Below are 12,946 nucleotides of genomic sequence, written 5' to 3'. Positions count from 1 at the left end.
GGTGATGTCAACGTGCGCTCAGTGCCCGGCCGGCTCCGGGGAGCCGGGCGGCGGCGCCCGCCCGAGGTCCGGGGGTAGGGTCGCGGACGTGATTCGCGACGCGCACGTCAACGGGATCAAGCTCGTCTACCGGGAGGAAGGCGACCCCGCCGCTCCCCCGCTCCTGCTGCTCCACGGCCGGACCGCCGACCACAACGACTGGAACGGCATCACGCAGCGGTTCGCGGCCCGGCGTCATGTGTTCGTGCCCGACCTGAGGGGGCACGGGGCCAGCGACAGGCCGGGTGCGTACCCGCTGCCCGAGATGGCCGAGGACGTCGCCGCGCTGCTCGACCACGTGGGCGCCGCGCGGGCGGCGGTGGTGGGGCACTCGCTCGGCGGCGTGATCGCCTGCCACCTCGCCATGCGGCATCCGGACCGGGTCGCGCGGCTCGTGCTGGAGGACCCGCCGCCCGCGCACCCGCTCACCGGCCGGCCGCCGCTCGTGGAGGACGAATCCACCGGGTTCGACTGGCGGATGATGCACGACACGGAGCGGCAGATGCTCAACCCCGATCCGGCGTGGGCCGAGGGTCTCACCCGGATCACCGTGCCGACGCTGGCGCTGTCGGGGACGCAGAGCCCGTTCGAGCCCGACGTGGCGGCCCGCATCCCGGGCGCGCGACTGGTCAGGATCGAGGCCGGCCACCTGATCCACATGGCCGCCCGCAAGGAGTTCCTGCAGGTGGTGGAGGCGTTCCTCGACGAGTGAGGGAGCGTACGCCGGGACGGACGAAAAGGACTTAAAGGGCGCTAATGTGACCTTACTGTCATAATGATCAGGCATCGTGGAATGGTGCGAACCCGGCTCAGCGACCTCGTCAAGGAACGGCTGGGCACGTTCGGCCTGGTGGCTCCCTCCATCGCGCAGTGCGCGGTCGGCTCCGCCCTGGCCTGGATCATCGCCATCCAGCTGCTCGGCCACCCCCGCCCGTTCTTCGCTCCCATCTCCGTGCTCATCTGCGTGGGCGTCGGCCTCGGCCAGCGGCTGCGGCGGCTCGTCGAGCTGGTCGTCGGAGTCAGCCTGGGCGTCGGCGTGGGCGACCTGCTGGTGTCGTGGATCGGCTCGGGCGCCTGGCAGCTCGGGCTCGTGGTGGCGCTGGCCATGGCGGTCGCGGTGCTGCTGAACAGCGGCGCGCTGTTCGTCGCCCAGGCGGGCTCGTCGGCCGTGCTGGTGGCCGCCCTGGTGCCCGGCGAGGACGCGGGCGGCCTGGACCGGATGGCCGACGCTCTCACCGGCGGCATCATCGGCATCGCGGCGGTGGCGCTGCTGCCCGCGAGCCCGTTCGCGATCGCCGCCAAGCACCTGTCGGGGGTGCTCGACGCGCTGTCCACGGTGATGGAACGGGCGGCGGAGGCGATCGAGAAGCGGGACGCGGACCTGGCGGCCGAGGCGCTGGACGAGGCGCGGGCGACGCAGGCGGCGGTGGAGGAGTTCGAGGCGGCGCTGGCGACCAGCAAGGAGATCGCGATGATCTCCCCGCTGCACTGGCACCGGCGGGCCCGCCTGGCCCGGTACGAGACCGCCGCGCTGCCGGTCGATCTGGCGCTGCGCAACGCGCGGGTGCTGAGCAGGCGCACGCTGGCCTCGCTCGGCGAGGCCAGCCCGCCACCGGCCGCGCTGGCGGAGGCGATGCGCGAGGTCTCGGAGGCGGCGCTGCTGCTGCAGCTCGAACTCGGCGCCGGCCGGGAGCCGACGCTGGCCCAGCAGGCGCTGCTGGCGGTGGCGGCCCGGGAGCGGCCGGACGGGCTGGGCTTCTCGGCGCACGTCATCATCGCGCAGCTGCGTTCGGTGGTCGTGGACCTGTTGCAGGCGACGGGGATGGGGCACGAGGAGGCGACGGCCGCGCTGACCCCCCTGGACGGGCCGAACGGCGCGAACGCCAAGAACGAGGCGAACGAAGCGAACGACGAGGCGGCGCAGCGGCGCTGAGCACCACCCGGGAGGGGCCTCACCCGGCTGAGCGAGGTCCCGCGTGGCTGGGCATCATCCGCAGATGGCCTTACACGAAGGTGCGCAGGACGTCGGCGATCTCGTCCAGATCGGTCATCTTGCCCGAAGCCACTGCGATCACCAGGTCGTAGGCGGAGTCGTCGTCGGTGTCGGGTTCCACGCCGTTGTACCGCAGGAACACGTCTGTCACCAGCCACGACAGCCGCTTGTTGCCGTCGATGAGCGGATGGTTGACCGCCAGCGACTGCAGCAGCGCGGCCGCCTTGGTGATCAGGTCGGGGTAGGCCTCCTGTCCGAACATGGACGAGGCCGGCCGATGCACCGCCGAGTCGAGCAGCCCGAGGTCCCTGACGACGAGGACATCGCCCAGCTCGGCCTCCGCCAGCTCGAGAACCTGCTCCAAGGTGAGATAGCGGGTCATTCGCCCAACCGATCGAGGACTGTCCGCCAGCGCTCCCTGGACTTCGCGCCGAGACGGCGCACCTCCTCATCGGCGCCATGCCGCGCGAGGTATTCCTCGACCGCCGCAACCACGATCTGCTGCATGCTCCGCCCTTCGGCCTCCGCGCGCTTACGGAGGGCCTCGGTCTGCTCGTCGCTCAAGCGAAGGGTCATAGCCATGCCCCCATCGTAGACACGAGGTGGTATCACGGCGATACCACAACAGAGAGTTCACCCTCTGTCACGGTGCGTCGCGTCCGGAGCCCCTCAGGAGGACAGGCGCTTCAGCCGGGTGACCGCCTCGTCGATGACCTCGTCCTTCTTGCAGAAGGCGAACCGGACGAAGTGCCGCCCCCGTTCCTGATGGTCGTAGAAGACCTGGGTCGGGATGGCCACCACCCCGGCCAGCTCGGGCAGCCGGCGGCTGAGCTCCAGCCCGTCCGAGAAGCCCAGCGGCCGGATGTCCGTCTGCACGAAGTACGTCCCCGCCGGCCGCAGCACCGAGAAGCCCGCCGCCGACAGCCCCTCCATCAGCCGGTCCCGTTTGTCCTGCAGCCCGGCCCTGAGCGCGGCCACCCACTCCAGCTCGTGCCGCAGCCCGTAGGCGACGGCGAGCTGCCAGGGCGCGTTCGCGGTGAACGTGAGGAACTGCTTGACCGTCTGCACGGCGGTGACCAGCTCGGGCGGCGCGCACACCCAGCCGGTCTTCCAGCCGGTGACGGAGAACGTCTTGCCGGCCGAGGAGATCATCACCGTGCGCTCCCGCATGCCGGGCAGCGTGGCCATCGGGATGTGCTCGACCCCGTCGAAGGTCAGGTGCTCGTACACCTCGTCGGTGATGGCGATCAGCCCGTGCTCCTGGCAGAGCTCCGCGATGGCGGTCAGCTCCTCGCGGGTGAAGACGGTGCCGGTCGGGTTGTGCGGCGAGTTGACCAGCACGGCCCTGGTGCGGGGGGTGACGGCGGCGCGCAGCTCGGCCGGGTCGAAGGTGAAGCGGCCCTCGTCGGGGCGGAGCGTCACCGGCACCAGGCGGGCCTGGGCCAGCGCGATCGAGGCGGCGTAGGAGTCGTAGTACGGCTCGAACGCGATCACCTCGTCGCCCGGCTCGCACAGCGCCAGCACCGTGGCCGCCACGGCCTCGGTGGCGCCCACCGTGACCAGGATCTCGCCCACGGGATCGTAGGAGAGCCCGTAGTGGGCGGCCCGGTGCTCCGAGACCGCCTGCCTGAGCTCCAGCACCCCGGGGCCCGGCGGATATTGGTTCGCGCCCGCCCCGATGGCCTGGACGGCGCGGTCGAGCATCGCCGCCGGCCCGTCGGTGTCGGGGAAGCCCTGGCCGAGGTTGATCGATCCGGTCTGGACGGCCAGCGCGCTCATCTCCGCGAAAATCGTCGTGCCGAAGGCGCGCATCCTGGCAACAAGTGGTTCGGTCACGGCTCCACACTATTAGTCTCGACCCGTGATCATTCGGGTCGTGCTCGCTCTCGCCCTGTCCGCGCCTCCCGTCATGACCCCCGCGGGACCCGCTCCGAGCGCCTGCCCGGTCCCCGTGCCCGCCCGTACGAGCTGCGCCTTCCTGGAGGTTCCCGAGCGCAGGGACGCCCCCGAACGCAAGATCCAGGTCGGGTACGCCGTGCACATGTCGGACGCGCCGGGCCGCAGACCCGACCCGATCGTCTACATGAGCGGCGGCCCCGGCTCGGCCTCGGCGCAGCTCATCGGCTTTCTCGGGCAGATGTTCCCCGACCGCGACGTGGTGACGATCGAGCAGCGCGGCAGCCGGTACTCGCGGCCCGCGCTGGCCTGCCCCGAGACCGCGCAGGCGCTGCTCGGCCGGCTGCGTCAGCCGCCCGCCGACGTCGGCGCCGCCGCGGCGCGGTGCCGCGAGCGGCTCGGCGAGCAGGGCGTCGACCTGCGCGGCTACAACACGAAGGAGATCGCCGCCGACGTGGCCGCGCTGCGGCGGGAGCTGGGCTACGACACGTGGAACCTGTTCGGCGTCAGCTACTCCACCAGGGTCATGCTGGACGCCGCCGCGGCCGACCCCGACGGCGTGCGCTCACTGGTGCTCGACTCCTTCCTGCCCGAGGGCGCCGCCTGGTACGACGACCGGGACAGGAACCTGACCGACACCATGCGCCGCCTGGGCGTCGCCGACCGCTTCGCCGCCGTGCGGGAGCGGCTGAACCGCTCGCCCGCCCTCGTCCCGACCACGGATCCGCTGCTCGGCAGGGAGTTCACGGCGCGGATGAGCGGGGACGACGTGGCCGCGATCCTGGCCGAGGCGGTGCAGGAGAGCGACGTCGCGGCGGTGGCGCCCGCGCTGGTGCGGGCGCTGGCGCAGGGCCGGGACGAGCTGCTGACGCCGCTGGCCGACGCGGCGGGCGAGGGGCTGACGTCGCACGAGTTCGGCCTCTATCACGCGGTGCAGTGCCAGGACGAGGTCCCGTTCAACACTTTCACCCCCGCGTCCCGGCTTTTCACGCTGAACGCCGACAAGGCGGTGTGTGACGCCTGGCAGCTGCCCAAGGCCACACCCGTGAACGCCACCACCAGGGCTCCCGTCTACGTGCTCGGCGGCTCCGACGACCCGACCACCCCGCCCAGGACGGCGCGGCCCGCCGCCGAGGCCCTGCCCGCGGCCCGGTTCCAGGAGTTCGGCGGCGTCTCCCACGCCGTCTTCCTGGCCAGCGCGTGCGCCCGCGCCCGGATCGTCGCGTTCGTCGCCGACCCCGCGTCGTACGCGGTCACCGCCTGCCCCGAGGACCCGCCGGTCGTCCGGACGGGTGACCTGCACGTGACGGCGGCGCCGTACCGGATCTCGCGCTCGCCCTGGCTGGCCGCGCCCTTCGCCCTGTTCGCCCTCGTCTGCCTGGCGCAGCTCGTCTCGGGCGCGCTCAGAGGCAGGTCGTTGCGGGCCTTCGCCGGCCTGGCCGGGGTGGCGTTCACCGGGCTGATCACCGAATCGGTCCTCACGCTGGCGGCGCGGAACGAGACCGCGCTCGCCGTCGGGCTCCCCGGCCTGACGGGACCGTACACGTGGATCGCCGTCGCCTCGGTGGTCCTCGGCGCCGCCGCGTTCCTCCATGAGCGCAAAGGGCGGCTCCTCGCGGCGGCGGTCGCCGGCGCCGGATTCCTCGTATGGTGGTTCACCTGGGTCCTGTGACGCGCATCCGTGAGCTCGACGCCCTCCGCGGTTTCGCGGTGGGCGGCATCATGCTGGTCAACACCTGGCAGCACACCGAGAAGAAGCCGCCCGTCCCGCTCGACTGGACGATCGAGGCGCTGTTCCAGAGCCGCTTCTACCCGATCTTCTCGATGTTGTTCGGCATCAGCTTCCTGCTGTTCCTGCGCGGCCACAGCCGCTGGACACTGCTGAGCAGGCTCGTCTGGCTGTTCCTCATCGGCAAGCTGCAGCACCTGTTCTACGCGGGCGAGGTGCTCACCGACTACGCCTTCTTCGGGGCCCTGGTGCTGCTGCCTGCCTCGTTCCTGCCGGGGGCGCTGCCGGTGCTGCTGCTGGGCGCGGTGGTGACGGCGTGGGCGCTGCTGCCCGCCGTGGGCGGCGGCGTGCTGCTGATCCCGGGGCTGTTCCTGCTCGGCATGGGGCTGTGGCGGCTGCGGCCGGGAAGGACGCTGCTGCTGCCGGGGTTCGCCACGGCCGCGGTGGCCTCGGCGCTGCTGAGCGTGGCGTGGGTGCTGACGGACGAGTGGACCGTCTACAGCCTCGCGGCGCTGGCGGGGGCGGCGGCGTACTCGCTGGGGCTGCTGCTCGCGCTGGGCCCGCGCCTGTCGGCGGTGCTGGAGCCGCTGGGCAAGATGGCGCTGACCAACTACGTCTCGGGCACGGCGGTGATCGTGCTGGCGAAACCGCTGCTGGACGCCGACCCGACCCGATGGGCGGTGGTCGCGCTGGCGGCGGTCACGATCGCCGCGCAGATCCTGTTCAGCCGATGGTGGCTCGGACGTTACAGGTACGGTCCCCTGGAGTGGGTGTGGCGGTGCCTGACCTTGTTCCGGCTCATGCCCAACCGGCTAGAGTCGGCGTGTGACCAGAATCGCCCTCTGCCAGATCCCGGTGTCTCCTGACCCGTCGGCCAACCTCAAGAGGGCCAGAGAGGCGATCGCCGCGGCCGGTGACGCCGAGCTGGCGATCTTCCCCGAAGCCACGCTGACCCGCTACGGCAGGCGGATCACCGACCTGGCCGAGCCGCTGGACGGGCCGTTCGTGACGGGGCTGGCCGAGGCCGCCCGCGAGCACGGCATCGCGGTGATCGCGGGCGTGTTCGAGCCGGGCGACGGGCGGGTGCACAACACCGCCGTGGCCATCGACGCCCAGGGCGAGATGCGGGCCGCGTACCGGAAGATCCACCTGTTCGACTCGTTCGGCGCGAAGGAGTCCGACCTGGTCGCGCCCGGCGCCGAGCCGGTCGTGGTGGAGCTGGCCGGCGTCAGGGTCGGGCTGGTCACCTGCTACGACATCCGCTTCCCCGAGCTGACCAGGGCGCTGGTCGACCAGGGGGCCGAGCTGTTCGCGGTGATCGCGGCGTGGGGCTCGGGCCCGCTCAAGGAGGACCACTGGGTGACCCTGGTCAGGGCCAGGGCGCTGGAGAACACCATGTGGACCGCGGCCGTCGGCCAGGCGCCCAATCCGGCCGAGTCGTCCGACGGTTACGGCGTCGGCCGCAGCATGCTGGTCGACCCGATGGGCGTGGTCCGCGCCGACCTCGGCACCGGCCCCGGAGTGCGGGTCGTGGAGGTCGACCACGAGTGGACGGCCACCGCCCGCGCGACGCTTCCGTGCCTGGAACACCGCGTGCTGTAGGCCCTGGCGGTCCACCGGGTGGTAAAGCGATCGTAAAGTAGTACCGTGAGCGGAACGCAGATGCAGAAGGTGGTCCCGCCGCGTCTGCTCGTGCCATATCTGTCGGGCAAGCGCACGGTCATCTCAGGCTACGTCTACCGGGTGCAGGACTGTGTCCGGCTGACCACCCCCGAGGCCCTCTACCATGGGCTCGACCTGGCCTTCGATGGATCGGAGCTGTTTCCCGAGGTGCCGGAGATCTATCTCATGCGCTGGCATGCCCGTGACATCGACACCTACGCGGTGCCGTACGGACCCCACATGGGGGGTGACTGGAGCGACGCGCCGCCCTTCGCCGGCAACGGGTTCACCACCTCGTCCGAGCACGTGGTGCCGCAGTTCCACACGGTCCCGATGCCGATCCCGGCGGGGGCCGAGATCATCCACGTCACCGGCGACGGCGAGCGGCCGTTCGCCGGCTACGACGGGCTGACCTGGCGGCCCTCCGCATGAGCGACGAGATCACGCCGGTCGCCTCCGGCTTCGTGGCCCGCTTCGGCGAGCGCACCCTGCCCGCCGCCCTCGGCCCCGACAACGACGTGGTGCTGTTCAGCGAGGAGAAGCTCGACGGGTTCGAGCCCGCCTCCGGCTACTGGCGCCGGGTCGTGCCCAGGGCGCAGGTCGAGTGGCTGGTGCTGATCCGCACCGTGGGCGCGTTCGGCGGCGAGCCGTGCATCGTGCTCGACGAGGACGACGACGGGCTGCACATCGCCTACACCGGCCACAGCGGCATGAAGGCCGAGGCGCTCGGCTACTGGATGGTCGACCACGGCGCCTACGAGGTCGTGGTGCCCCGCGAGGAGGTCTTCTCGATCCGGGTCGAGCGGATTCCGGTCCCCTAGTCAACCGAGTTCCGGCCCGGGTGTCTCTGAGGTGTGATCGAAACCGCGACCGTGACGCGGCCGTCGTTCGCCGAGCTGTTCGCGGCCCACTACCACGCGCTGGTACGCCTGGCCGGGCTGCTCGGCGCGGACGACCCCGAGGACATCGCCCAGGAGGCGTTCTCCCGGCTGCACACCAGACGCCTGCGCGACGACGGGGCCGCCCTGGCCCACCTGCGCTCGACCGTCTGCAACCTGACCCGTAACCGCCTGCAACCTGACCCGTAACCGCCTGCGCGCCGCCTGCGCCTCGTCCGGCTGCGCCGCCCCGACCCGCCGGAGCCCGTACGCGGCAGCGAGCACGCCGTCCTGGTCTCCGAGGAGCACAGGGAACTGCTCGCGGCCGTGGACCTCCTGCCGCGCCGCCAGCGCGAGGCGCTCGTCCTGCGTTACCGGCTGGTCACGCGGTTCGCGGCGCCGATCCCGAAGGGCGCCGAGTTCTCGGCGGGCATGTCCATCACGGGCTACGACGCCGCCGGCGCGAAGCTGTGGCAGGACGGCCCCAGGACACCCCCGGGAGCACACGCCCTCCTGACCCCGAGGGCCGCGGCCTGACCGAGGCGGGAGACGCGCCCGGCGGGCCGCAGCCTGACCCCAGGCCGAGGCTCAGCCGAGGTTGCGGAAGCGGGCCTGGCGGGCCGTGAAGCGGTCCGCCGGGCTCACCCGCAGCAGCTGCGCGATCTCGTACTCCAGCGCCTGCCCCACCCGCTCGCAGAACTGCCTGGGCTCGTAGGCGGCGTCGGGCACCTCGGGGATGACCCGGTCCACGATGCCGTCGCGGCGCAGGTCGGTGGCGCGGATGCGCTGCGCCTGGGCGATCTCGGGGGCGAAGTCGACCGAGCGGTAGAGGATGGCGGAGGCGCCCTCGGGCGGCAGCGGCGACAGCCAGGCGTGCTGCGCGCACAGCACCCGGTCGGCGGGCAGCAGGGCCAGCGCGGCGCCGCCGGCACCCTCGCCGAGCAGCAGGCAGACGGTCGGCGCGTCGAGCATGACCAGCTCGGCCAGGCAGCGGGCGATCTCGGCGGCCAGCCCGCCCTCCTCGGCCGCCTTGGACAGGTCGGCCCCCGCCGTGTCGATCACGGTGACCAGGGGCAGCCCGAGCTCGGCGGCCAGCCGCATGCCGCGCCTGGCCACCCGCAGCCCGGCGGGGCCGAGCGGCGAGTTGGCGCGCTGGAGCCGCCGGTCCTGGCCGAGCACCACGGCCGGCGCGGTGCCGAACCTGGCCAGCGCGAGCAGCAGCCCCGGCTCGTTCTCGCCCTCGCCGGTGCCGCTGAGCGGGGTCACGTCGGAGGCGGCGAGCTTGAGCAGCGTGCGCACGCCCGGCCGGTCGTCGCGGCGGGAGCGGGTGATCGCCTCCCACGCCTCCACCGGCCGCAGGTCCTCCTCGGGCGGCTCGCCCGCGACGATGCCGGACTTGTCGGCGGCGAGCACGGCCAGCGCCCTGATGGCCACCTCCCGCGCGTCGCCGGCCGAGACCACCGCGTCGAGCAGGCCCTTGCGGTGCAGGTTCTCCGAGACCTGGACGCCCTCGGGAAAGGCGTAGCCGTGCAGCGACTCGAACACCCTCGGCCCGAGGAACCCGATCAGCGCCTCCGGCTCGGCCGCCGTGACGTGCCCGAGCGAGCCCCAGGACGCGAACACCCCGCCGGTCGTCGGATGGCGCAGGTAGACCAGGTAGGGCAGGCCGACCGCCCGGTGCGCCTGGATCGCCACGGTGATCTTCACCATCTGGACGAACGCGAGCGCGCCCTCCTGCATGCGGGTCCCGCCCGAGGCCGGCGCGGCCAGCAGCGGCAGTCCTTCGCGGGTGGCCCGCTCGACCGCCGCGGTGAACCGCTCGGCCGCGGCGACCCCGATCGAGCCCGCCATGAACGAGAACTCGCACGCGGCGACGGCCACCCTGCGGCCGTCGAGCAGCCCCTCACCGGTGATCACGGCCTCGTCGTAGCCGGACTTGACGCGGGCCGCGGCCAGCTCGTCGGCGTAGGAGGAGCCTGGCTCGGCCGGATCGGCGGGCGGCACGTCCCACGACTTCCACGACCCCCGGTCGAGGACCGTTTCGATCAGTGTGCGCGCGTCCGGACGGCTCACTATCGCTCCCTAGTTGTCGGTCGACGCTGACATGTTGACGCACGAGCGCCCTCGACGGTGCCGCCGAATTCCGATCATCTTTCACGTTCCTCCAGCCAGGCGAGCACCGCGTCGCCGTCCTGGCCGAGCATGGGCGGCGCGCTGTGCTCCACTCCGGTCAGGCCGTCGAACCGCAGCGGCGGTCCCGGCAGCTCGATCGTCCCCAGTACGGGGTGCTCCACCTCGACGAGCAGGCCCTGCGAGCGGGTCTGGTCCCAGGTGTAGACCTCGTCGAGCGACCTGATCGCGCCCGCGGGCACGCCCGCCTCGCCGAGCGCGGCCAGCCAGTGGGCGCGGGGGTGGGCCGACAGCGCCTTCTCCATGTCGGCGACGAGCTCGTCGCGGTGCTCGAACCGGTCCCTGTTGGTGGCGTAGCGCGCCTGGGCCGGGTCGATGCCGAGGAGCGCGGCCACCTTGCGCCACTGGCCCTCGTTCGCGGCGGCGATCTGCAGCATGCCGTCGGCGCAGCGGAAGGCGCCGTAGGGGGTGATGGAGGCGTGGTGGTTGCCGCTCGCGGCGGGCACCTTGCCACCGACCGTCCAGGCGGTGCCGTGGTAGGAGTGGACGCCCGTGATCGCGGCGAGCAGCGAGGTGCGCACCACCCTGCCTCTGCCGGTGCGCTCGCGCTCGTAGAGGGCGCCGGCCACGCCGTACGCGCCGTGGATGCCGGCCAGCAGGTCGGCCACGGAGGCGCCGACGCGGTAGGGCTCGTCTGCCGAGGGGCCGGTCAGCGACATCAGGCCGCCCTCCCCCTGGGCGATCTGGTCGTAGCCGGGGCGGCCCCCTTCCGGGCCGTCGTGGCCGAAGCCGGTGATCGACAGGACGACCAGGCGCGGGTTGAGCTCGTGCAGGCGCTCGACGGAGAAGCCGAGGCGGTCGAGGACGCCGGTACGGAAGTTCTCGACGAGGACGTCGCTCTGGCGGACGAGGCGCTCGATGAGCTCTTTGCCCTCGGCGGACTTCAGATCGACGGCGATGGACTGCTTGTTGCGGTTGGCCGCCAGGAAATAAGTGGAAATTTCGCCATCAGGCCCGACGAACGGCGGTCCCCAGCCGCGTGACTCGTCGCCCCCGTCCGGATGCTCTACCTTGATCACCCGAGCGCCCAGGTCACCGAGCATCTGCGCGGCGTGCGGCCCGGCCAGGGCCCTGGACAGATCGAGCACGACGATGTCACCGAGGGGTCCGAGCAAGATCCAGCCTCCTCCTCGCGTTCAGGGTGAAAGAACATTCTCTCAGGAGGCCGCCCCGCGTCACCTACCCTGGGTCGGTGATTGAGCCCGCCGAACGGATCAGGCGCCTGCCGCCTTCGTGCGGCCCCGTGCGGCTGGTGGCCGTGGACGGGCCGGCGGGGGCGGGCAAGACGACGTACGCGAACCGGCTGGCGGCGGACCTTGGCTGCCAGGTCGTGCACAGCGACGACTTCCCCGTGCCGTGGGAGGAGGGTCCTGGCGCCTGGTTCCACGCCCTGGAGACCCAGGTGCTGGAGCCGCTGCGGAACGGCCTGCCCGGCGGTTTCCGCAGGTACGACTGGGTGCGCGGGACGTACGCCGAGGAGGTGGCCGTGCCCGTGGCGCCCTTTCTGGTCGTCGAGGGCGTCGGCACGGCGCGGGCGTCGGTGGCGGAGCTGCTGGCGTACGTCGTCTGGGTGGAGGCCGGCGAGGCGGTGCGGCTGCGGCGCGTGCTGGAGCGGGACGGGCCGGAGCTGGAGCCCCGGTGGCGCGAGTGGTTCGCGGCCGAACGGGCGTGGTTCGCCGCCGACCGCACCCGGGAACGCGCCGATCTCGTCGTCGAAACGTGACCTTCCTCCGTCGAGCACGGGCCGCCCCCCGCGAAGACGCGGCGGCTCCCGCGAAAGACGCCGCGGCCGCCTCGGAGGCGCGGCGTCCCCGGGAACGCGTGACGGTGCCCGTGAACGCGTGACGCCGGCCCTCGCCGTCAGGGTGTGAGGTGGGTGACGTCGTTGAAGGTGACGAGCTCGAACCCGGCGCCGCCGGTGTCCCAGATCGAGACGGACGCGTTCAGCACGGGCGCGAACTCCAGCACCGCCGCTAGCTCCGCGTCGGGACCCCCGGCGATGACGTGGCGCAGCCCGAGCACCACCGAGTCGTGCGCGACGATCAGCACCCGCCGCCCGCCGGCCCGCCCGTCGAGGTCGTGCGCGAAGGCGCGGAGCCGGACTACGACGTCGGCCAGCGACTCGCCGCCCGGCGGCCGGTAGGAGTACTCGCCCTCGGACCGCATGCGGGCCAGCTCCCCGGGGAAACGTTCGCCGATCGCGGCCAGGTTGTAGGGCGCGAGCACCCCCGCCTCCTGGTCCCTGAGCCGTTCGTCCACGGTGACGGGGAGCGGCGGCGCGCCCCACGACGCCAGGGCCAGCTCCCAGGTGTCGAGCGCGCGCCGGTAGGGCGAGCACCAGACCAGCTCGGGCGCCTCGCCGGCGGGCAGGGCGGCGAGCAGCCGGCCGAGCGCCGCCGCCTGGGCCCGGCCGAGCCCGGTCAGGCCCACCTCGTCGTCGCCGCGCTCGTAGACCAGCGGGGTGTCGCCGGCCCGCCGATAGGCCAGGTTGGCCTCGCTCTCTCCGTGCCGTACCGCCATGATCCGCGCGACGCCCATGCCTTCATCCTCACACGCCGC

General features: G+C 72.7%; 16 protein-coding genes. 10 read left to right on the top strand and 6 right to left on the bottom strand.

Going from position 1 to position 12,946, the window contains the following annotated elements:
* Positions 1–88: 88 nt before the first annotated feature.
* Positions 89–751 (top strand): alpha/beta fold hydrolase, encoded by a 663-nt coding sequence (locus B0I32_RS01845; protein ID WP_219911598.1) that lies wholly within the window; start codon positions 89–91, stop codon positions 749–751.
* 81 nt (positions 752–832) lie between these two features.
* A complete protein-coding gene (locus B0I32_RS01840; protein ID WP_245955479.1) occupies positions 833–1,972 on the top strand; it encodes an FUSC family protein in 1,140 nt (379 codons plus the stop codon).
* Between the two features lie 70 nt (positions 1,973–2,042).
* Here B0I32_RS01840 and B0I32_RS01835 read toward each other — a convergent pair whose 3' ends face one another.
* The 3 genes from B0I32_RS01835 to B0I32_RS01825 all read right to left on the bottom strand — a co-directional run bounded on the left by B0I32_RS01835 (position 2,043) and on the right by B0I32_RS01825 (position 3,868).
* The gene (locus tag B0I32_RS01835) at positions 2,043–2,414 is read right to left on the bottom strand and encodes a type II toxin-antitoxin system death-on-curing family toxin (RefSeq protein ID WP_106234343.1); all 372 of its coding nucleotides are present in this window, start codon (positions 2,412–2,414) and stop codon (positions 2,043–2,045) included.
* The gene (locus B0I32_RS01830) at positions 2,411–2,596 is read right to left on the bottom strand and encodes an Arc family DNA-binding protein (protein WP_245955477.1); all 186 of its coding nucleotides are present in this window, start codon (positions 2,594–2,596) and stop codon (positions 2,411–2,413) included. Before B0I32_RS01830 ends, B0I32_RS01835 begins: the two co-directional genes overlap by 4 nt.
* 105 nt (positions 2,597–2,701) lie before the next feature.
* On the bottom strand, positions 2,702–3,868 hold the full coding sequence (locus tag B0I32_RS01825; protein ID WP_106234340.1) for a pyridoxal phosphate-dependent aminotransferase: 1,167 nt from the start codon (positions 3,866–3,868) through the stop codon (positions 2,702–2,704).
* A gap of 25 nt (positions 3,869–3,893) precedes the next feature.
* Here B0I32_RS01825 and B0I32_RS01820 point away from each other — a divergent pair, with 25 nt between their 5' ends.
* The 7 genes from B0I32_RS01820 (at position 3,894) to B0I32_RS58705 (ending at position 8,734) form a co-directional block, all read left to right on the top strand.
* Positions 3,894–5,600, top strand: coding sequence for an alpha/beta fold hydrolase (locus tag B0I32_RS01820; RefSeq protein ID WP_146178002.1), 1,707 nt, complete (start codon positions 3,894–3,896; stop codon positions 5,598–5,600).
* Positions 5,597–6,523, top strand: coding sequence for a DUF418 domain-containing protein (locus tag B0I32_RS01815; protein WP_219911597.1), 927 nt, complete (start codon positions 5,597–5,599; stop codon positions 6,521–6,523). The genes B0I32_RS01820 and B0I32_RS01815 overlap by 4 nt, the downstream gene beginning before the upstream one ends.
* Positions 6,483–7,259, top strand: coding sequence for a carbon-nitrogen hydrolase family protein (locus B0I32_RS01810; RefSeq protein WP_106234336.1), 777 nt, complete (start codon positions 6,483–6,485; stop codon positions 7,257–7,259). The genes B0I32_RS01815 and B0I32_RS01810 overlap by 41 nt, the downstream gene beginning before the upstream one ends.
* Before the next feature lie 45 nt (positions 7,260–7,304).
* On the top strand, positions 7,305–7,751 hold the full coding sequence (locus B0I32_RS01805) for a hypothetical protein (RefSeq protein ID WP_245955475.1): 447 nt from the start codon (positions 7,305–7,307) through the stop codon (positions 7,749–7,751).
* A complete protein-coding gene (locus tag B0I32_RS01800; protein ID WP_106234333.1) occupies positions 7,748–8,140 on the top strand; it encodes a hypothetical protein in 393 nt (130 codons plus the stop codon). The genes B0I32_RS01805 and B0I32_RS01800 overlap by 4 nt, the downstream gene beginning before the upstream one ends.
* A gap of 33 nt (positions 8,141–8,173) precedes the next feature.
* Positions 8,174–8,407 carry an RNA polymerase sigma factor gene (locus B0I32_RS58710; protein ID WP_219911596.1) on the top strand — a complete coding sequence of 78 codons (234 nt, stop codon included), beginning with the start codon at positions 8,174–8,176 and terminating at the stop codon, positions 8,405–8,407.
* 117 nt (positions 8,408–8,524) lie between these two features.
* Entirely contained in the window at positions 8,525–8,734 is a 210-nt protein-coding gene (locus tag B0I32_RS58705) for a hypothetical protein (protein WP_219911595.1), read from the top strand.
* A 51-nt stretch (positions 8,735–8,785) separates the two neighbouring features.
* Here the strand turns inward: B0I32_RS58705 and B0I32_RS01790 are convergent, their stop codons facing one another.
* Both B0I32_RS01790 and B0I32_RS01785 read right to left on the bottom strand, forming a co-directional pair.
* Positions 8,786–10,270 (bottom strand): carboxyl transferase domain-containing protein, encoded by a 1,485-nt coding sequence (locus B0I32_RS01790; RefSeq protein WP_106234331.1) that lies wholly within the window; start codon positions 10,268–10,270, stop codon positions 8,786–8,788.
* A 74-nt stretch (positions 10,271–10,344) separates the two neighbouring features.
* Positions 10,345–11,502, bottom strand: coding sequence for a CaiB/BaiF CoA transferase family protein (locus B0I32_RS01785; protein WP_106234330.1), 1,158 nt, complete (start codon positions 11,500–11,502; stop codon positions 10,345–10,347).
* A 77-nt stretch (positions 11,503–11,579) separates the two neighbouring features.
* Between B0I32_RS01785 and B0I32_RS01780 the strand changes: the two genes are divergently transcribed.
* A complete protein-coding gene (locus tag B0I32_RS01780) occupies positions 11,580–12,110 on the top strand; it encodes a uridine kinase family protein (protein WP_106234328.1) in 531 nt (176 codons plus the stop codon).
* 137 nt (positions 12,111–12,247) lie between these two features.
* Here B0I32_RS01780 and B0I32_RS01775 read toward each other — a convergent pair whose 3' ends face one another.
* Positions 12,248–12,925: a histidine phosphatase family protein gene (locus B0I32_RS01775; protein ID WP_219911594.1), complete on the bottom strand. Its 678-nt coding sequence runs from the start codon at positions 12,923–12,925 to the stop codon at positions 12,248–12,250.
* Between the last annotated feature and the right edge of the window lie 21 nt (positions 12,926–12,946).

It is taken from the genome of Nonomuraea fuscirosea (genome assembly GCF_003001935.1).
Taxonomy (GTDB): Bacteria; Actinomycetota; Actinomycetes; order Streptosporangiales; family Streptosporangiaceae; genus Nonomuraea; species Nonomuraea fuscirosea.
The sequence above is the reverse complement of the archived record's forward strand: the minus strand, read 5'-3'. Positions and strand labels throughout refer to the sequence as shown.